The 18094-nt window shown below is 71.1% G+C and carries 20 protein-coding genes and 1 pseudogene; 18 read left to right on the forward strand and 3 right to left on the reverse strand.

Annotated features, from left to right (window positions below; all coding sequences use genetic code 11):
* Positions 1–28: 28 nt before the first annotated feature.
* The 14 genes and pseudogenes from J2S57_RS08255 (at position 29) to alc (ending at position 12193) form a co-directional block, all read left to right on the forward strand.
* On the forward strand, positions 29–1066 hold the full coding sequence (locus tag J2S57_RS08255; RefSeq protein WP_307240157.1) for a sulfate ABC transporter substrate-binding protein: 1038 nt from the start codon (positions 29–31) through the stop codon (positions 1064–1066).
* A gap of 8 nt (positions 1067–1074) precedes the next feature.
* Entirely contained in the window at positions 1075–1914 is an 840-nt protein-coding gene (gene cysT, locus J2S57_RS08260) for a sulfate ABC transporter permease subunit CysT (protein ID WP_307240159.1), read from the forward strand.
* A complete protein-coding gene (locus J2S57_RS08265; RefSeq protein ID WP_307240161.1) occupies positions 1907–2800 on the forward strand; it encodes a sulfate ABC transporter permease in 894 nt (297 codons plus the stop codon). The genes cysT and J2S57_RS08265 overlap by 8 nt, the downstream gene beginning before the upstream one ends.
* A pseudogene (locus J2S57_RS08270) lies at positions 2797–3453 on the forward strand (sulfate/molybdate ABC transporter ATP-binding protein); the annotation flags it as partial. The gene J2S57_RS08265 and the pseudogene J2S57_RS08270, both read left to right, overlap by 4 nt.
* Positions 3454–3483: 30 nt before the next feature.
* The gene (locus J2S57_RS35510) at positions 3484–3759 is read left to right on the forward strand and encodes a TOBE-like domain-containing protein (RefSeq protein ID WP_442358346.1); all 276 of its coding nucleotides are present in this window, start codon (positions 3484–3486) and stop codon (positions 3757–3759) included.
* Between the two features lie 138 nt (positions 3760–3897).
* Positions 3898–4353: an RrF2 family transcriptional regulator gene (locus tag J2S57_RS08275; protein WP_307240164.1), complete on the forward strand. Its 456-nt coding sequence runs from the start codon at positions 3898–3900 to the stop codon at positions 4351–4353.
* Between the two features lie 96 nt (positions 4354–4449).
* Complete coding sequence (locus J2S57_RS08280) at positions 4450–5628, forward strand: class I SAM-dependent methyltransferase (RefSeq protein ID WP_307240166.1); 1179 nt, start codon at positions 4450–4452, stop codon at positions 5626–5628.
* Positions 5625–6662 (forward strand): hypothetical protein, encoded by a 1038-nt coding sequence (locus J2S57_RS08285; protein WP_307240168.1) that lies wholly within the window; start codon positions 5625–5627, stop codon positions 6660–6662. Before J2S57_RS08280 ends, J2S57_RS08285 begins: the two co-directional genes overlap by 4 nt.
* Positions 6663–6702: 40 nt before the next feature.
* Complete coding sequence (gene uraD, locus J2S57_RS08290; protein WP_307240171.1) at positions 6703–7218, forward strand: 2-oxo-4-hydroxy-4-carboxy-5-ureidoimidazoline decarboxylase; 516 nt, start codon at positions 6703–6705, stop codon at positions 7216–7218.
* Complete coding sequence (gene uraH / locus J2S57_RS08295; protein ID WP_307240174.1) at positions 7218–7544, forward strand: hydroxyisourate hydrolase; 327 nt, start codon at positions 7218–7220, stop codon at positions 7542–7544. Before uraD ends, uraH begins: the two co-directional genes overlap by 1 nt.
* Before the next feature lie 3 nt (positions 7545–7547).
* Positions 7548–8423, forward strand: coding sequence for a factor-independent urate hydroxylase (gene pucL / locus J2S57_RS08300; protein WP_307240176.1), 876 nt, complete (start codon positions 7548–7550; stop codon positions 8421–8423).
* A gap of 21 nt (positions 8424–8444) precedes the next feature.
* Positions 8445–9677 carry a DUF6986 family protein gene (locus J2S57_RS08305; RefSeq protein WP_307240177.1) on the forward strand — a complete coding sequence of 411 codons (1233 nt, stop codon included), beginning with the start codon at positions 8445–8447 and terminating at the stop codon, positions 9675–9677.
* Between the two features lie 9 nt (positions 9678–9686).
* Entirely contained in the window at positions 9687–11021 is a 1335-nt protein-coding gene (allB, locus tag J2S57_RS08310; RefSeq protein WP_307240178.1) for an allantoinase AllB, read from the forward strand.
* A 59-nt stretch (positions 11022–11080) separates the two neighbouring features.
* Complete coding sequence (gene alc, locus J2S57_RS08315) at positions 11081–12193, forward strand: allantoicase (RefSeq protein ID WP_307240180.1); 1113 nt, start codon at positions 11081–11083, stop codon at positions 12191–12193.
* Here the strand turns inward: alc and J2S57_RS08320 are convergent.
* A complete protein-coding gene (locus tag J2S57_RS08320; RefSeq protein WP_307240182.1) occupies positions 12178–12633 on the reverse strand; it encodes a GNAT family N-acetyltransferase in 456 nt (151 codons plus the stop codon). The genes alc and J2S57_RS08320 overlap by 16 nt on opposite strands.
* A gap of 88 nt (positions 12634–12721) precedes the next feature.
* On the opposite strand from J2S57_RS08320, the gene J2S57_RS08325 reads away from it, so the two are divergent.
* The 4 genes from J2S57_RS08325 to J2S57_RS08340 all read left to right on the forward strand — a co-directional run bounded on the left by J2S57_RS08325 (position 12722) and on the right by J2S57_RS08340 (position 16149).
* Entirely contained in the window at positions 12722–13261 is a 540-nt protein-coding gene (locus tag J2S57_RS08325) for a DinB family protein (RefSeq protein WP_307240184.1), read from the forward strand.
* Between the two features lie 78 nt (positions 13262–13339).
* Entirely contained in the window at positions 13340–13633 is a 294-nt protein-coding gene (locus J2S57_RS08330; RefSeq protein ID WP_307240186.1) for a hypothetical protein, read from the forward strand.
* Positions 13630–15258, forward strand: coding sequence for a serine/threonine-protein kinase (locus J2S57_RS08335; RefSeq protein ID WP_307240188.1), 1629 nt, complete (start codon positions 13630–13632; stop codon positions 15256–15258). The genes J2S57_RS08330 and J2S57_RS08335 overlap by 4 nt, the downstream gene beginning before the upstream one ends.
* Positions 15259–15342: 84 nt before the next feature.
* Positions 15343–16149 carry a CPBP family intramembrane glutamic endopeptidase gene (locus J2S57_RS08340; RefSeq protein WP_370882598.1) on the forward strand — a complete coding sequence of 269 codons (807 nt, stop codon included), beginning with the start codon at positions 15343–15345 and terminating at the stop codon, positions 16147–16149.
* A gap of 53 nt (positions 16150–16202) precedes the next feature.
* Here J2S57_RS08340 and J2S57_RS08345 read toward each other — a convergent pair whose 3' ends face one another.
* On the reverse strand, positions 16203–17567 hold the full coding sequence (locus J2S57_RS08345) for an MFS transporter (protein WP_370882448.1): 1365 nt from the start codon (positions 17565–17567) through the stop codon (positions 16203–16205).
* The gene (locus tag J2S57_RS08350) at positions 17564–17980 is read right to left on the reverse strand and encodes a MarR family winged helix-turn-helix transcriptional regulator (protein WP_307240192.1); all 417 of its coding nucleotides are present in this window, start codon (positions 17978–17980) and stop codon (positions 17564–17566) included. Before J2S57_RS08350 ends, J2S57_RS08345 begins: the two co-directional genes overlap by 4 nt.
* Positions 17981–18094: the final 114 nt, after the last annotated feature.

Raw genomic sequence — 18094 nt, forward strand, 5'->3', positions numbered from 1 at the left:
TCCGAGACAGAGTTGGAGTCCCACCGAGATGAACCTTCTGCGTGGACGCGGCCGCACGACCGCCGTGCTCGCCCTGCTGACGGCCTCCACGATCGGGCTGAGCGCGTGCGGCTCGAACACCGGGACCGCCTCGAGCTCCGGCGGGGGCGGTGGCGACGACAAGACGATCGACATCGTCGGCTTCTCGGTGATCAAGTCCGCGTACGACGACCTCGGCGAGGCGTTCGCCAAGACGCCCGCCGGTGAGGGCGTCACGTTCAAGAGCTCCTACGGCGCCAGCGGGGCGCAGGCCCGCGCGGTGGTCGCCGGTCAGGCCGCCGACCTGGTCGCCTTCTCGCTCGAGCCGGACATGACGAAGGTCGTCGAGGCGGGCACGGTCGACGCCGCCTGGAAGGACGCCGGCGACACCGACGGCATCAACTCCAGCTCGGTCGTGGTCATCGCCGTGCGCAAGGGGAACCCCAAGGGCATCAAGGGCTGGGCCGACATCGCCGAGCCGGGCGTCGGTATCGTCACCGCCGACCCGGGCACCTCCGGCGCCGCCAAGTGGAACCTGCTCGGCGCCTACGCCCAGGCCCTCGGCACCGACAAGGACGAGGCGGCCGCCGAGACCTACCTGAAGAGCTTCATCGGGAACGTGGTGAGCTGGAACGACAGTGGCCGCAACGCCACCGACACGTTCCTCAAGGGCACCGGCGACGTGCTGATCTCGTACGAGAACGAGGCCATCGCGGCCCGCGCGGCCGGCGAGGAGCTCGACTACATCGTGCCCGACAGCACGCTGCTGATCGAGAACCCGGGCGCCGTCACGAAAGACGCGCCCGAGGCCACCTCCCAGTTCCTCGAGTACATCCGCAGCACCGAGGGTCAGCAGATCCTCGCGAAAGACGGCTACCGCCCGATCATCGACGGCGTCACCCCCACCGACGTCGAGGGCGCCAACGACCCGGCCGCCCCGTTCCCGACGGTGAAGACCCTCACCACCATCGCCGACCTGGGCGGCTGGGACGAGGTCGATGCGAAGTTCTTCGGCGACGACGGCATCGTCACGAAGCTGCGGAAGTAGTCGTGGAGATGGCCACCACCACCCCCGCGCCGCCGAGACGGCGCCCTCGCCCGGTCTCGTCCGGGCGGCTGACCACCGCCTCGGGAATCGGCCTGGGCGTGAGCATGCTCTGGCTGTCGCTGATCGTGCTGCTGCCGATCGCGAGCATCGTGGTGGTGGCCCTCCAGACCGGTTTCGGCCCGTTCTGGGAGTCCGTCACCGATGCCGAGGCCCTCGACACGATCAAGCTCAGCGTCGGCGCGGCGGTGCTGGTCACCGTGATCAACGCGGTGCTGGGCACGCTCGTGGCCTGGGTGCTCGTGCGTGACGAGTTCTGGGGCAAGCGCATCGTCGAGGTCATCATCGACATCCCGTTCGCGCTGCCGACGATCGTGGCCGGCCTCGTGCTGATCTCGCTGTACGGGCCGCAGAGCCCGTTCGGTGCGAACCTGGTCGGCACCCGGCGGGGCATCTTCGTGGCCCTGCTCTTCGTCACCCTGCCGTTCGTGGTGCGCTCCGTGCAGCCGGTGCTGATGGAGATGGAAAGCGACGTCGAAGAGGCCGCGGCCTCGCTCGGTGCCTCGAATCTCACCACCTTCCGCCGGATCGTGCTGCCGACGATCGCCCCGGCGATCCTGGCCGGTTCCGCCCTCGCCTTCGCCCGCGCGCTGGGCGAGTTCGGCTCGGTCATCCTGATCTCGGCCAACCTGATCGGCAAGACCGAGGTCAGCAGTGCCTACATGCTCAAGCTGATCGAGCAGAACGACACCACCGGCGCCGCCTCGGTGGCCACGCTGCTGCTGGTGGTCGCCGTGATCGTGCTGGTGCTGCTCGACTCCCTGCAGAGACTGGCGGCGCGTCGTGACTGAGACCTCCCTGGAGAAGCCAGAACTGAGGACGCCGTCGGTCACGGTCGCGCAGTCCCCGCGGCGACCGCGGCGGTCGGGTGGTGGGGTGACCCGCTGGGTGCTGCGCATCATCGCCGTCGGCTACGTGCTCGGCCTGGTCGCGCTCCCCGTCGGCACGGTGGTTCAGCACACCTTCGCCGACGGTCTGCAGCCGGTGCTGGAGTCGCTGCGCAACCCCGACCTGCGCTCCGCCGCCCGGCTCGGTGTGCTCGTCGCGGTGATCAGCGTCGTCATCAACACCGTGTTCGGCGTGGGCATCTCGATCCTGATCGTGCGCTACCGCTTCCCGGGCCGCCGCCTGCTGAACGCGGTCATCGACCTGCCGGTCTCGATCTCGCCGGTCGTCGTGGGCATCGCGCTGATCTTCGTCTACGGCTCGGGCGGCTGGTTCGGCCCGGCCCTGAGCAACGCCGGCATCCAGATCATCTTCGCCACCCCGGCCCTGGTGCTGGCCACCGTGATCGTGGCTCTGCCGCTGGTGGTGCGCGAGGTCATCCCGGTGCTCGAAGAGGCCGGCACCGAGCAGGACCAGGCCGCGCAGTCACTGGGCGCCAACGGTTTCCAGCGTTTCGTGCGCATCACCCTGCCCACCGTCAAATGGGCCCTGTCCTACGGCGTGGTGCTCAGCCTGGCCCGTTCGCTGGGCGAGTTCGGCGCCGTGCGGGTGGTCAGCGGCAGCGTGGCCGGCGAGTCCCAGACCCTCACGCTGTTCGTCAACGACAGCTACCAGGAGTTCGGGAAGCAGGCCGAGCAGGACGCGTTCACCGCCGCCTTCCTGCTGATGTGCGTGGCCGTCCTGTTCATCGTCATCATCGCCCTGGTGCGCCCGAAGGAGCAGAAGAGATGAGCATCGCGGTTTCCGGCATCACCAAGCGGTTCGGCGACTTCGTCGCGCTCGACGACGTCAGCCTCGAGGTCCCGACCGGCCGGCTCACGGCCCTGCTCGGCCCCTCGGGCGGCGGGAAGTCCACGCTGCTGCGGATCATCGCCGGCCTGGAGTTCCCCGACACCGGCACGGTCGAGATCGAGGGCGTGCAGGCCACCTGGCTGCCCCCGCAGAAACGCAGCGTGGGCTTCGTGTTCCAGCACTACGCCGCGTTCAAGCACATGTCGGTGTTCAAGAACGTGGCCTTCGGGCTGGAGATCCGGCGCAAGCCCAAGGCGGAGATCCGCAAGCGGGTGACGGAGCTGCTCGAGCTGGTGCACCTGGAGCAGTTCGCCGACCGGCTGCCGTCGCAGCTGTCCGGCGGTCAGCGGCAGCGCATGGCCCTGGCCCGCGCCCTGGCCGTGCAGCCCGAGGTGCTCCTGCTCGACGAGCCGTTCGGCGCCCTCGACGCCCAGGTGCGCAAGGAGCTGCGCGACTGGCTGCGCAACCTGCACGACGAGATGAACGTGACCACCATCTTCGTCACCCACGACCAGGAGGAGGCCCTCGAGGTCTCCGACGAGATCGTGGTGATCAACGGCGGCCGGATCGAGCAGGTGGGCGCCCCGGCCGACCTCTACGACAAGCCGGCCAACGACTTCGTGATGAAGTTCCTGGGCCCGGTCACCACCCTCGACGGCACGCTGATCCGGCCCCACGACATCGAGGTGCTGCGGACGCCGGGTCCGGACACGGTGGCGGCCACCGTCACCCGGCTGACGCGGGTGGGGTACGAGGTGCGGGCCGAACTGCGCACCGCCAACGGCAGCGAGCCCTGGGTGCAGCTCACCCGGGGGCAGGCCGAGGAGCTCGCGCTGGAGCCGGAACGGTCGGTCTGGCTGCGCACGAGCGGCGCCCCGAAGACCCTCGCGGTCTCCTGAGCGGCGGGCCACCGGTGGGGCGGATCGGGTGTGCTCACGGGCGCCTGATCGCGCCCGTTCGGCCCGCAGTTGCACCCACCCGGGCGTGTCGGCCGAGGCCGGGCGGCGCGAGGCCCCAGCTATGGGGACAATAGAGCCGTGCAGATCTCCGCCAAGACCGACTACGCCGTGCGGGCGCTGTTGATGCTCGCCTCGAAGTCACCCGATCTCGTCAAGGTGGATGTGCTGATCGCGCAGCAGGATCTGCCCCGCAAGTTCGTCGAGGCCATCCTCTCCGAGCTGCGCCGGGCAGGCCTCGTGCGCTCTCAGCGCGGTGCCGACGGCGGCTACGCCCTGGCCCGTCCCGCCGACGAGATCACCATCGGTTCCGTGATCCGGGTCGTCGACGGGCCGCTCGCCGAGGTGCGTGGCCTTCGTCCCCACGAGACCGCCTACACGGGTGTCGCCGAGCACCTGCCCACGGTGTGGGTGGCCATGCGGCACAGCCTGCGCATGGTGCTCGACGAGACCACCCTGCAAGACGTGCTCACCGGGCAGCTCCCCACCACGGTGCGGGAGATGGCCGAGGCGCCCGACGCCTGGCTGGCCCGGTAGCGGTGACCCCGGACGCGGTGGCCGGCGAGGTCGGCCACCGCGCGGTCGACCCCCGCGCTGTCGGCCATCACCCTCACCCCCTGAGACAATCAGCGGGTGCCCGAACCGCTCCAGCCCGCCCTCGATCGCCTGCGCCCCCTCCTGCTCGACACCGAGGGGCTGATCCGGGCGGTGGCCTCCGGGCGGCGCCGCGCCGAGCATCCCGACCCGACGCGCGCCGAGCTGCGTCCCGTCGACCTCCGAGGTGAGCGGCACCTCCAGGTGACCGCGACCGACGGACGCACCCCCGTCGTCCTCAATCACACCGGCCCCGACGCCGAGGCGGCCGTGGACTCCCTGCTCGCCCAGCCCTACGGCAACTGGCACGTGGAGACCCGCGAGGCGGTCGTCCAGCTGCGGGTGACCAAGCGCGGCGAGGCCCAGGTGCACACTTCGGCCGCCTCCGGCGAAGCCGCCGACACCACCCACGACCGGGCCAAGAACCACCTCATCGACCCGGCCGACCCGCTCTTCACCATCCTCGGTGCCGACGCCGCCAAGCGCCGTCAGGTCGATGCCTTCCTCCGTCAGCTCGCCCCGATCGCCCGCCGGGTGAAGCCCGAGGGCCGTCCGCTCCGGGTGGTCGACCTGGGCTGCGGCAACGCCTACCTGACCATGGCCGCGCACCGGTACCTGGCCGCCGAGATCGACCCGGACGTGCAGACGCTCGGGGTCGACATCCGGCCCGAGATGGCTTCCCGCAACGCCCGGGTCGCGGCCGAGGCGGGCCTGACCGGGCTGGGTTTCAAGGCGGCGTCGATCGAGGAGGCCGCCGCCGATCCGGAGCTCACCGGCGTCGACATCGTGCTCGCCCTGCACGCCTGTGACACCGCCACCGACGACAGCCTGGCCCTGGCGGTGCGCTGGCAGGCCCGCGGGGTGCTCGCCGCGCCCTGCTGTCACCACGACATCCAGCGCCAGCTCACCGATTCCGACGCGGGCGCCCCGTTCGCGGGCCTCACCCGGCACGCCATCCTGCGCGAGCGGTTCGCCGACGTGCTCACCGACACCGTGCGCGCCGATCTGCTGCGGCTGCTCGGCTACCGGGTCGAGGTGGTCGAGTTCATCGATTCCCGGCACACCCCGCGCAACGCCCTCATCCGCGCCGTGCACACCGGCACCGCTCCCACCGCCCGGCGGGTGGCCGAGTACACCGACCTGGTCTCGGCCTGGCACATCGAGCCCGCGCTGGCCGAGCGGCTGGCCCCCGAGGTGGAGTCGGTGCTGGCGAATTGAGGACGCGTCTGGTCACCCTGGTCGTGCTGGCCCTCCTTCTCGGGTGGCCGGCGACCGCTCAGGCCAAGACCCGCGTCGACCGGGTGATCAGCGATCCGCGCATCCTCGAGAGCTCGGGTCTGGCGCCGAGCCTTCTCCACGACGACGTGCTCTGGACCCACAACGACTCCGGCGGGCTCAACCAGATCTACGCGATCGCGAAAGACGGCTCGACCGCCGCCACGGTCACGATCGCCGGTGAGGACGCCCGGGACTGGGAGGCCGTCACCAGCTGGAAGGCCGCCGACGGCACCGCGATGATCGCGGTCGGGGACATCGGCGACAACAACGGCGTGCACGACTACGTGCGCATCGCGATCATCGAGGAACCGTCGGCGCTGGCGGACACCACCGTCAGCCCGGTGCGGGTGCTGCGGCTGACCTATCCGGGTGGTGCGCGTGACGCCGAGACGCTGATGGCCGATCCCTCGACCGGTCGCCTCTACGTGGTCTCCAAGACGCTGTTCGGGTCGGAGGTCTACGCCGTTCCGACGTCGCTGTGGCCCTCCGGTCGCGGCTCGTCGAAGATCACCCGGATGAAGAAGGTGGCCTCGACCGGTGCGTCGTTCGTCACCGACGGGGCCTTTCTCCCCGACGGGAACATCGTGCTGCGGGGCTACGGGAACGTGTCGGTGGTCGAGTCGCCGCGCGACGCCGACGGCGGCCGGCTGCGCACGCTGGCCTCCGCCGCGCTGCCCGACCAGGAGCAGGGCGAGTCGATCGCGGTGATGGACGGGTACGCCCTGGTCGGGTCGGAAGGTGCTGATCAGCCGGTTCTGCGGGTGAACATCCCCGCCTACGAGACCGCTACGCCCACCCCTTCGCCCACGTCCTCAGCCGCGTCGCCGGCGGCGGTGCGGATCGAGAATCTGGTCGGTGACGACAACCGGCTGAAACTGCTCGTCGGGGCGGGCGGCGCGGCGGTGGCGGCGGTCGCCCTGTTCGCCGTCGCGATCATGGTGCGCCCGAGACGTTCTCGCAGACGCCGTCGTTGAGTATCGTGGCGGCAGTCACGGAACGATCTCGAGGAGTCAGGTGCCCCCAGGCCAGGACGTCGCCCCGTTCAACGAGCTCCCGGCCGCCACGGCCCGGGAACGGCTGCTGACCTGCCTGCACGGGCCCGGCTGGGCGGAGGCGGTGCTGGCCGGGCGGCCCTATCCGGACGCCGAGAGCCTGCTGGCCACGGCCTACCGCTTCGGGCTGGTGCTCAGCGACGACGACCTCGAGGCGGCGCTGAGCCGGCATCCGCGCATCGGTGAGCGTCCTGCCGAGGTGTCCCGCGAGGCTTCGCACTCCCGCTCCGAGCAGTCCGGGGTGGACGCCTCCGACGCCGAGCTGGCGCAGGCGTTACACGCCGGAAACCTGGCCTACGAGAAGATGTTTAACCGGGTCTTCCTGATCCGGGCGGCCGGGCGCAGCGGGCCGGAGATCCTCGCCGCGCTCAACGAGAGGCTGGCCCACGATCCTGACACCGAGGCCGGCGTGGTGCGCGACCAGCTCGCCCAGATCGCCCAGCTGCGCCTGGGTTCGCTGTTGAGCGAGCCGGTTTGATGGCTTCGCTCTCGACCCACGTGCTGGATTCGGGCACGGGCAGACCGGCTTCCGGGGTCTCGGTCACGCTCGAACGGCTTGCGGACGACTGGACGCCGGTGGTCACGGCGGTCACCGATGCCGACGGCCGGGTGCGCGGAGACTTCCCCGCGGTGGCCGAGGGCGTCTTCCGGCTCACCTTCGCCACCGGCGACTGGTTCGCGGCCCAGGGCCGGGAGTGTTTCTACCCCTTCGTCACGGTCGCCTTCACAGTGACCGACGAAACGCATTACCACGTGCCGATTCTCCTGTCGGCCTACGCCTATTCGACCTACCGCGGGAGCTGAGGCATGGGCATCGTCCTGGGCGCCAACCAGTACGGCAAGGCCGAGGTGCGGCTCGTGCACGTCGACCGTTCCGCACCGCAGCACGTGCTCACCGACCTGAACGTGAGCACCCACCTGCGCGGGGCGTTCGACGCCACCTACCTCACCGGCGACAACTCGTCGGTGCTGGCCACGGACACGCAGAAGAACACGGTGTACGCCTTCGCCCGTCAGTTCGGCGTGGGCGAGCCGGAGGAGTTCGCGCTGCGGCTGGGGCGGCACTTCGTCCAGTCGCAGGAGGCGGTGACCGGGGCGCAGATCGAGATCGACCAGCTGCCCTGGACCCGGGTCGGCGACCACTCGTTCTCCCGGCCCGGCGGTGAACGCCGCACCACGAGCGTCACTTTCGACGGCTCGTCGGCGTGGGTCGTCTCCGGGCTCACCGATCTGGTGGTGCTGAACACCACCGGCTCGGAGTTCCACGGGTTCCCGCGCGACGAGTACACCACGCTGCCCGAGACGACCGACCGCATCCTGGCGACATCGGTGACGGCACGCTGGCGGTACTCGTCGCTGGACCTCGATTTCGGGGCGCTGTTCACGGGCATTCGCTCGCGGATGCTCGAGACCTTCGCCTCCACGCACAGTCTCGCGCTCCAGCAGACCCTGTACGCGATGGGCTCGGCGGTGCTGGAAGACTTCGCGGAGGTCGCCGAGGTCCGGCTCTCCATGCCCAACAAGCACCACTACCTGGCCGACCTGACGCCGTTCGGGCTGGACAACCCCAACCAGGTGTTCATCGCCGGCGACCGGCCCTACGGCCTGATCGAGGGCCAGGTGCTGCGCGAGGAGGCGCCCGACGCCGGGTCGGCCTGGCAGTTCGTCCCCGGCTTCGCCTGAACCGCTTTCACAGGGAGCTCCATGGTTTTCGACGAGTCCTTCACGTCCGAACTGGACGCGTTGCTGGCCCCCGCCGACGCCCAGGCGGCCGCCTTTCCGGGTGAGGCCGCGAGCCGTCAGCCCGTGCACACGGTGTACGTCCCGGCCGACCAGTTCGACGCCGACGTCTGTACCCGGTGGGGCACGCAGGCGCTGGCACTGCTGGGCACGATCGCGCCGTCCTCCTCCGAACTGGCCTCACTCAGCGGCCTTCCGGCTGATCTGCTGGAGCACGCGTACCCGCGCCTGAGCCAGAAGCTCACGTCCCAGCCGATCGAAGACGTGCGGGTCGACTTCGAGGACGGGTACGGGTTGCGTCCGGACGCGGAGGAAGACGCCGCCGCGACCGCCGCCGGCCGGGCTCTCGCCGCCCTGACCAGCCCACCCCTGATGGCGGGCACCCGGATCAAGGGGCTCCAGGCGTCCACCCGCGGTCGCGGTCTGCGAACGCTGGAACTCCTGATCTCGGCGGCGGTCCCGGCGGGCGGGCTGCCGGAACGGTTCGTGGTGACGCTGCCGAAGGTGGCGCACGTGGCCGAGGTCCGTGCCGGGGTGCTGATCCTCGACCGCCTGGAAAAGGCTTTCGGGCTGGCCGAGGGCTCACTGCGGCTGGAGCTGCAGATCGAGGTGCCGCAGGCGGTGTACGGGCCCGACGGCTCGGCCGCGGTGGCCCGGCTGGTGCACGCGGCCGAAGGTCGCTGCGAGGGACTGCATTACGGTACCTACGACTTCAGTGCGGCGGCCGGGGTGGTCGCCGGGTACCAGTCGCTGGAGCACCCGCTGGCCGACCACGCCAAGGCGGTGATGCAGCTCGCGGCGGCGCAGACCGGGGTGCGGGTCAGCGACGGCTCGACGAACGTGATCCCGGTCGGGTCGGCCGCCGACGTGGGCGCCGCCTGGCGGCTGCACGCCCGGCTGGTGCACCGGGCCCTGGAACGGGCTCTCTACCAGGGCTGGGACCTGCACCCGGGCCACCTGGTGTCGCGGTACGCGGCCACCTACGTGTTCTACCGCGCCCAGCTGGCGCCCAGTGCGGCCCGGCTGAAGACCTACGTGGCCAAGGCCGACTCGGGCGTCATGGACGAGCCGGCCACCGCCCAGGCCCTGGCCAACGCGGTGCTGCGGGCCGTCGACTGCGGCGCCTGCGACGAGGCCGAGGTGGTCGCGGCCTGCGGTCTGGATCGCCCCGCTCTGCTCGCGCTGGCCCGACGTTAGGGGAATGTTGTGCTGGACACGGTTTTCCGGGCTCCCCGGGTGATCACGACGGTGGGTGAGTCGGCCCGCTCGATCGGGATCCGCGACGGGCGGATCGTGGCGATCGAGCCTCTCGACGCCCCGCTCGAGGCCGCCGAGGTGATCGAGCTCGGTGACGACGTCGTGCTGATGCCGGGCCTGGTCGACACGCACGTGCACATCAACGAGCCGGGCCGCACCGAGTGGGAGGGCTTCGCCACCGCCACCCGCGCGGCCGCGGCCGGGGGCGTCACCACGGTCATCGACATGCCGCTGAACTCGATCCCGGCCACCACCACGGTGCAGGCCCTCGAGATCAAGCGGAAGGCCGCCGACGGAGCGGTTTTCGTGGACACCGGGTTCTGGGGCGGTGCGGTGCCGGGCAACCTCGAGCAGCTGCGCCCGCTGCACGACGCCGGGGTCTTCGGGTTCAAGTGCTTCCTGCTGCACTCCGGGGTGGACGAGTTCCTGCCACTGTCGTCGCACGAGCTGGAGCAGTATCTCTTCCGGCTCCACGACTTCGGCGCGCTGATGATCGTGCACGCGGAGAACTCGGAGGCGATCGACCGGGCCCCGGCGCCGGAGGGCGACCGGTACCGGCGGTTCCTGGCGTCGCGCCCGCGCGGGGCCGAGAACGTGGCGATCGCCGAGGTGATCGAGGCCGCGCGGTACACCGGGGCCCGGGTGCACATCCTGCACCTCTCCAGCTCCGACGCCCTGCCGATGCTGGCCTCGGCCAAGCGCGACGGGGTGCTGATCACGGTCGAGACCTGCCCGCACTACCTGAGTTTCACCTCCGAGGCGATTCCCGACGGCGCCACGCAGTTCAAGTGCTGCCCACCGATCCGGGAGTCGACGAACCGCGAGCAGCTGTGGCAGGGGCTGGGCGACGGCGTCATCGACTGCGTCGTCACCGACCACTCCCCCTCCACGCCCGAGCTCAAGCGGTTCGACATCGGCGACTTCGGCGTGGCCTGGGGCGGGATCTCGTCGCTGCAGCTCGGGCTGCGCGCGGTGTGGAGCCAGGCCCGCACCCACGGCTACACGCTGGCCGACGTGGCCGAGTGGATGTCGGCCCGAACCGCCCGGCTGGCCGGGCTGAGCCGCAAGGGCCGCATCGCCCTGGGCTACGACGCCGACCTGTGCCTGTTCGCCCCCGACGAGGCGGCGGTGGTGTCGGCCTCGGACCTCGAGCACAAGCACCCGATCACCCCGTACGACGGCATGGCCCTGGCCGGGGTGGTGCGCGAGACCTGGCTCGGCGGCGCCCGCATCGACCTGGGAGCGGCGCCGCGCGGGCGGCTGCTGCGCCGGGGTGACGTGTAGAGAACTGTCTCCCCCGGCCTGCGGGCCACGGCACGGCAACGACTGGAAAGGTGGCCGACATGGCTGAACAGCTCGGCGGGTACCCGGATCTCGCATCCTCCGCGGTCGGGGGGCGGGTGGTCCACGCGAACGACCAGCTGTTCGCCGACCGGCGCAACCTGATCCGCCCGGAGCCCTCGGCCCACGAGGTGACGGCCTTCGGGCCGGACGGCAAGATCTACGACGGCTGGGAGACCCGCCGCCGGCGCGAGCCCGGACACGACTTCGCCATCGTGCGGCTGGGGCTGCCCGGCGTCGTGCGGTCGGTGACCATCGACACCGCCCATTTCAAGGGCAACTACCCGCCTTTCGCGTCGATCGAGGCGGCGGCCGGCGAGGGGCACCCGGTGGCGCAAGACCTGCCGGAGAGCGCGTGGACCACCATCCTGCCCAAGGTCGCGCTCAAGGGTGACTCGCCGAACACCTTCGAGGTCGACAGCGACCGGCGCTGGACGCACGTGCGGCTGTCGATCTACCCGGACGGGGGCGTGGCCCGGCTGCGGGTGCACGGCGAGCCGGTGGCCGACCCGCGTCACCTGACCGGCACCGTCGACCTGGCCGCGCTGGCGAACGGCGGTGCGGTGACCGGGTGCTCGGACATGTTCTACTCCTCGGCGGGCAAGCTGATCCTGCCCGGCGACCCGCTGACCACCGAGGGCGGCTGGGAGAACGCCCGGCGCCGCGACGGCGGCAACGACTGGGTGCTCTTCTCCCTGGCCGGGGCCGGGCGGCTGCGCCGGGCGGTGATCGACACCAGCCACTTCCTGGGCAACGCCCCCGGGGAGGTGCGCCTGACCGACGGGGCGACCACCACGTCCCCCATCGAGCTCTTGCCCCGCACACCGGTGCGCCCCGACTCGGTGCACCGGTTCCGGGCGACACGCGACGTGGTGACGCAGGTGCGCATGGACGTGTACCCGGACGGGGGCATGTCACGGGTGCGCCTGCTGGGCGAACTCGACGACGCCGCACTGCTTTCGCTGACGCTGCGCTACCTGAACGCGCTGCCGGGCGGGCACCAGGAAGAACTGCTGCAGGAGGTGCCGGACCTGTCGATCGACGACGCGGACCGACTGCGGACGTCGACGCTGACCGCTGTGCCGGAGATCCTGCGCGGCTATCTGCTCGGGTAGGTCAGGCAGATCAGGTGTTCCCGGGCGTCCCAGGACGGGCTGACCTCGAAGCCCAGCGATCGGTAGAGACGGATCGGGGCGGTGCGCCAGTCCCAGACGGTGAGGGTGACGGGGCCGGGTGCGGCTTTCGTGAGAGCGGCTTCGACCAGCGCTCGGCCGGCCCCGGTGCCGCGGGCCTGCTCGTCCACCCAGAGGCGTTTGATCTCGTTGTTCCTCATGATGACGAGGCCGATGGTGCGGGGCGGTTGCCGGGCCACCAGCGTGTGCTCGAGAAGCTCGGCCGGGTGGTCGATCTCGCGCCGGTATCTTTCCGGAAGCTCTTCGGGGACGTCGAGGCCGTGCGCGCTTTTCTCCAGCTCGGTGCGGGTGAGGTAGTCGCTCAGCAGACGGGACACGTCGGCGGCGTCCTCGGGGCGGGCGGGTTCGACGACCAGGTTCATGGGTCACAGGTTAGGACTTCGGAAATTCTGTGACCGGAGTGCACGTAGAGGGGGATTCACCCGGAAGGTCCGCACTAATCTTTGCGGCATGGCGATCGCGAAGGACACCAAGGACTGGACGTGGGTACTCGATCGCACCTGCCCGGAGTGCGGGTTCGAGTCCCGGTCGGTGGAGATGTGGCGCCTGCCGTCGCTCATCCGCGCCAATGCCGCCGCGTGGCTGGAGGTGCTGGTCACGCCCGACGTGCGGCGGCGTCCGGCCGACCACGTCTGGTCACCGCTGGAGTACGCCTGCCACGTGCGTGACACCTTCCGGATCTTCGAGGCGCGTCTGCAGATGATGCTGACCGAGAACGACCCGCTCTTCCCCAACTGGGACCAGGACGACACCGCGATCGCCGAGCGGTACTGGGAGCAGGATCCGGTTCTGGTCTCGCGCGGGCTGCTGGAGGCGGGCGACGCGATCGCCCACCGGTTCGCCGCCGTCACCGACGCGCAGTGGTCGCGCCCCGGCCGCCGCAGCGACGGCGCGCGCTTCACGGTCGACAGCTTCGCCCGCTACTTCCTGCACGACCCGGTGCATCATCTGCATGATGTGACAGCTCAGGGTGGCAACGTCACGCCGTGACTGCACTCGTCCTGTGGAAAACCTCGGCTGTGGATAAGTTTCCAAGACTGTCGGTGGTCTGCCCTACGGTCTGAAGACATGAGCCCAGGGCTTCACGTCGATACCGCGCAGCTCCACGAACTGGCCGCCCGTGTCCGGGCGGCCGCGTCCGAGGCGTCGAACCTGCACGCCCGCCCCGGCCCGATGCGGGCCACCATGGCCGTCCTGGCCGACGCCGCCCTGGTCTCGGCGTCGCACGACTTCCTCGAGCGCTGGTCGCACGGTCTGGGCGAGGTGGTGGCCGACGCCGGGCGCGTCGCCGATCTGCTCGCCCTGGCCGCACAGACCTGCGAAGACGCCGAAAGGCTGGCGGCGTCGGGGTTCCGGCCGTGAGGGCCGTGCAGCAGGCCACCGTCGGAGGCATCGCCCCCGGCGAGCTCACCCGGCTGTCGGCGCAGGTCGGGGCGGCCGAATCGCTGAGCCGACACCTGCTGGTGATCGCCGCCGGGCTGGAGGCCGCGTCGCTGCGGCTGCCCACCCCGGTGGCGCAGGCGGTGGCGGCTCCGGCGGCCTCGGCGGTGAGCGCCCTGCTGGGTGCGCAACCCGGCGGGTTCCACCGGGTCGCCTCGGCCTGCCGCCGCGCGGCCACCGCCTACTCGCAGCACGCCGAGTGCCTGCGATCGGCGATTCACGGTCTGCAGAGGTCGGTTTCGGTGCCTCCCGACCTGGCCGAGGTGCTGCGGCGCGATGCTGCCCGCCAAGCGGCCGACTCGGCCCGGCTCACCGCGTCCACCCTCTCCGGGCTGGCGGCGGTGGCCCCGGCCCGGCCGCCCCGGTGGCGGCGCTGGCTCGGCACGCTCAACGATCTGCGGGGTGAGGTGGTGCTGGGCGGTGGTGAGGCGGCCCAGGCGACGCTGGTCACGGCGGCCCGTTTCAGCCGCTACCCGACACGTCCCGATCTGCAGACCACCCGCGCCATCCTGGGCGGGCTGCGTTTCGCGGCCACGCAGCCGGGTGAGACTTTCCAGGGCGTCGTCGACTGGGAGACCTGGCGCACCAACCCGGCGCGGGCCGCCGGTCACCTGATCCCCAGTGCGGCGGGGGGTTTCGGCGGCGCCAACCTGGCCGCGACGCTCCGGCCCGGTCAGCTGGCCCGGGCTCAGCGCGCGGCCGTGCTGGCCCGGGCGCACGAGGCCGGGCGGCGGGCCGCCACCGAGGCGGCGGCGCGCGCGGCGCGGTCCGAGCTGATCAGCCGCAGCACCACCCCGGCCTCCTCCCGGCTCCGGCCCTGGCTCCGTGAAGACGGGCAGGGGCTCACGCCGCAGGCCAGCGCGGCCATCGAGCGGTACGCCGCGCTGACGGCCGCCCGTGAGCCGGGGCTGACGGCGGTGATGCGCGAGGTGTCGCGGGCGGCCCGGGGCGATCTGGCCGGGCTCGCGCACCGCCTGAAAGACGGCGAGTCGCTCAAGCGCAAGGTGGCCTCAGAGAGAGGGAGTTCGCTGCCGGCACTGCTCGACCGGGCCGGAGACGCGGTGCGCTACACGGTGGTGCTCGACGCCCGGTCGTACGTCTCCGGGGTGCAGCAGGTGTCGAGGTTGCTGGAACGCCGCGGATATCAGAACTTTTCGGTGGCGAACAAGTGGCATTCACCGCGTTACCGCGGCCTCAACACCACCTGGGCCGAGCCGTCCACGGGGGTGGTGTTCGAGGTGCAGTTCCACACCCCCGCCTCCTGGCAGGTCACCCGCGAGACCCACGGGATGTACGAGGAGCTCCGCCGCACCGGCACCCCGCAGACACGCAAAGACGAGCTCACGGCCCGTATCGGTGAGCGCTACCGCACCGCGCCGGTGCCGGAGGGGGCCGAGTACCTGCAGAAGTCGCTGCTGCCGCCGTCGGGGGTGATCGAGCGGGTGCCGGTCGACCAGACGGTGCCCGCCGCGGTGGCCGGGGCACTCGCCCCGGCGGGGGCGGGGGCCGGGCAGCGGGGCACTGATCCGGACGGCTCACCCCGATGAAGCGACTGCTCCCGGCACAGACGGGTTGTCTACGCTGGCGACGTGTCTCAGAGCGACGCCGGTACGGCGCAGAACCGCTGGTGGATGAAGGCTCCGGCGCTGCGCCGCGACGTCAGCGAGGAGGCTCCGCACACCGACCCCCCGGCCCGGCGCCGGCTCGGCTGGGAGATCTGGATCGTGCTCGGGCTCTCGCTCGGTATGTCCGGCGTCTACTCACTCGTCAGCATCATCGCGAAGCTGACGGCCGAGGGCAGCCTGCGGTCGCAGACCTCCACGCTGAACGCCTCGCAGAGCGTCCGCGAGTACCTCGACCTGACCTACCAGCTGCTGGGCATCGTCAACACGCTGGTGCCGGTGGCCCTGGTGATCTGGCTGCTGGCCGGAGACACCCCGCGCTGGCGGGCCCGGCTGGGGCTGAACACCGGCTCCGCCTGGCGCGACCTGGCCCACGGGGCGGGCCTGGCGGCGCTGATCGGGCTGCCCGGGCTGGTGCTCTACGTCATCGGCAACCGGCTCAACATCACCACCACGGTCGTGGCCTCCGGGCTCGACGAATACTGGTGGACGGTGCCGGTGCTGATCCTCCAGGCCGTCAAGAACGCGGTGCTCGAAGAGGTCATCGTGGTCGGCTACCTGATGAACCGGCTGCGGCGGCTCGGCTGGGGCTGGCCCGGGGTGATGGCGGCGAGCGCGCTGCTGCGCGGCTCGTACCACCTGTACCAGGGGTTCGGGGCCTTCGTCGGCAACGCGATCATGGGCGTGGTGTTCGCCGAGTGGTACCGGAGGGGCGGGCGGGTGTGGGCGCTGATCGTGGCCCACACCATTCTCGACATCGCGAGTTTCGTCGGCTATCAGCTGTTCCAAGACGTGATCGACCGTCTCCTGGGCTGACCCGCGAGATCGGCAGCCGGTTCCGCGCCGCCCTCGGGCGACGCGGAACCGGCTCACACCGCGGACTTACCGGTGACCTCGGTCGTGGTCTCGGCCCGCGAGGCGGTGGCCCGGGCCACGGCCTCCGACTCCGGCGTGCCGGTGGTCTTGGCCCGCTCGGTGGTCGCCGTGACCGTGAGCGCGGGGCCCCGGTCGGCGCGGGCCACCGCCTCCTGCAGCACCGGCGAGCGGCTGACCAGAGCCATCGCGGCCAGCGCGACGAGCAGCGTGCCGATACCGCCGATCAGCACGGTCCAGCGCGGGCCGAACTCCTCGCCGATCCAGCCGATGATCGGCGAGCCGACCGGCGTGCCGCCCATCAGGATCGCCATGTACAGAGCCATCACCCGGCCGCGCATGGCCGGTTCGGTGGCGAGCTGGATGGTGGCGTTGGCGGCGGTCAGCATGGTCAGCGCGAACAGGCCGACGGGGATCAGCATCAGGCCGAACGACCAGTAGGTGGGCATCAGCGCCGACAGGATCGACGTGGCCCCGAAGGCCGCGGCGGCGCCGATCACCAGCTTCACGGTGGGGTGCTCACGGCGGGCCGCCAGGAGGGCACCGCCGAGCGAGCCGATCGCCATGACCGAGCCGAGGATGCCGTACTCACCGGCCCCCTTGTCGAAGGTCAGGCGGGCCATCAGGGCGATCGTGATCTGCGAGTTCAGGCCCAGCATGGCCACCAGGCCGACGATGCCCATGATCAGGGCGATCTCGGGGCGGCTGCGCACGTAGGCCAGACCGGCCCGGGCCGAGCGGTTGCCCCGGGCGGGGCGCTGCTGGTGGCCGAGCTCGGCGCGGTTCATCCGGGTCAGCGAGAACACCACGGCGATGAAGCTGACGCCGTTGATCAAGAAGACCGGGCCGGTGCCGAACCAGTTGATCAGCAGGCCGGCGATGCCCGGGCCGAGCAGGCGGCCCGCGTTGAACGAGGCGGAGTTGAGGCCGACGGCGTTGGGCAGGTAGTCGACCGGCACCAGTTCGGACACGAAGGCCTGGCGCGCGGGGCCGTCGACGGCGGCGACGATGCCGAGGCCGGTCGCCAGTGCGTAGACCATCCAGAGCTCGGCAAGGCCGGTGACCACGAGCAGGCCCAGCGTCAGACCGAGCACGGCCGAGGCGATCTGGGTGGCGATCAGCACCTTGCGCCGGTCGAACCGGTCGGTGGCCGCGCCGGCCCAGGGAGCCAGCAGGAGCACGGGGGCGAACTGCAGCGCGGTGGTGATGCCGACGGCGACGCCGGAGTTGTCGGTCAGCTGGGTGAGGACCAGCCAGTCCTGGGCCACGCGCTGCATCCAGGTGCCGGTGTTGGACACGATGGCACCGGACGCCCAGAGGCGGTAGTTGCGGATACTCAGGGCCCGGAACATGGGACTCACGAGTCGGCGATCCTCCTCAAGATCTGTGACGCAGTAGCGAGGACGGCTCGCTCGTCCGGGTCGAGGTCGGCCAGCCGTCGGGCCAGCCAGGCGTCGCGCTGCCGTCGGGTCTCGGTGACGGCGGCGACCCCGGATCCGGTGATCCGGACGATGATCTGCCGGCCGTCAGCCGGATCCGGCTCGCGGTTGACCAGACCGCGATCAGCCAGGGCGGCGAGGGTGCGCGTCATCGAAGGCGGCTGCACCCGTTCGAAATCAGACAGTGCGCGTGGGGTCAGGGGGCCACGGCGGTCGAGCACGGCGAGCACCGACAGCTGACTGTCGGTGAGTTCACTGTCCGACTTCTCCGCGCGCAGCCTGCGCGTCACCTTCATCAAGGACACGCGCAGCTCTGTCTCCTCGAGCACGTTCACAAGTCTAGCCAACTTCTTAGCTGAGCTAACTATTCCCCCGGGCAACCAGTGTTCGCATTCGCCCGTTCGGGCGAACGAACGCAAGATCGTCCTGCAGACCGGCACATAACCCCA

This window comes from Kineosporia succinea, from assembly GCF_030811555.1.
Taxonomy (GTDB): Bacteria; Actinomycetota; Actinomycetes; order Actinomycetales; family Kineosporiaceae; genus Kineosporia; species Kineosporia succinea.

Excerpts from the sequence above, each read along its gene's own strand:
- pucL (WP_307240176.1), top strand. The coding sequence starts at position 7,548 with ATGGGCATCGTCCTGGGCGCCAACCAGTACGGCAAGGCCGAGGTGCGG.
- J2S57_RS35510 (WP_442358346.1), top strand. The coding sequence starts at position 3,484 with ATGAAGTTCCTGGGCCCGGTCACCACCCTCGACGGCACGCTGATCCGG.
- J2S57_RS08255 (WP_307240157.1), top strand. The coding sequence starts at position 29 with ATGAACCTTCTGCGTGGACGCGGCCGCACGACCGCCGTGCTCGCCCTG.
- cysT (WP_307240159.1), top strand. The coding sequence starts at position 1,075 with ATGGCCACCACCACCCCCGCGCCGCCGAGACGGCGCCCTCGCCCGGTC.
- J2S57_RS08330 (WP_307240186.1), top strand. The coding sequence starts at position 13,340 with ATGAGCCCAGGGCTTCACGTCGATACCGCGCAGCTCCACGAACTGGCC.
- J2S57_RS08340 (WP_370882598.1), top strand. The coding sequence starts at position 15,343 with ATGAAGGCTCCGGCGCTGCGCCGCGACGTCAGCGAGGAGGCTCCGCAC.
- J2S57_RS08305 (WP_307240177.1), top strand. The coding sequence starts at position 8,445 with ATGGTTTTCGACGAGTCCTTCACGTCCGAACTGGACGCGTTGCTGGCC.
- J2S57_RS08320 (WP_307240182.1), bottom strand. The coding sequence starts at position 12,633 with ATGAACCTGGTCGTCGAACCCGCCCGCCCCGAGGACGCCGCCGACGTG.
- uraH (WP_307240174.1), top strand. The coding sequence starts at position 7,218 with ATGGCTTCGCTCTCGACCCACGTGCTGGATTCGGGCACGGGCAGACCG.
- J2S57_RS08325 (WP_307240184.1), top strand. The coding sequence starts at position 12,722 with ATGGCGATCGCGAAGGACACCAAGGACTGGACGTGGGTACTCGATCGC.
- alc (WP_307240180.1), top strand. The coding sequence starts at position 11,081 with ATGGCTGAACAGCTCGGCGGGTACCCGGATCTCGCATCCTCCGCGGTC.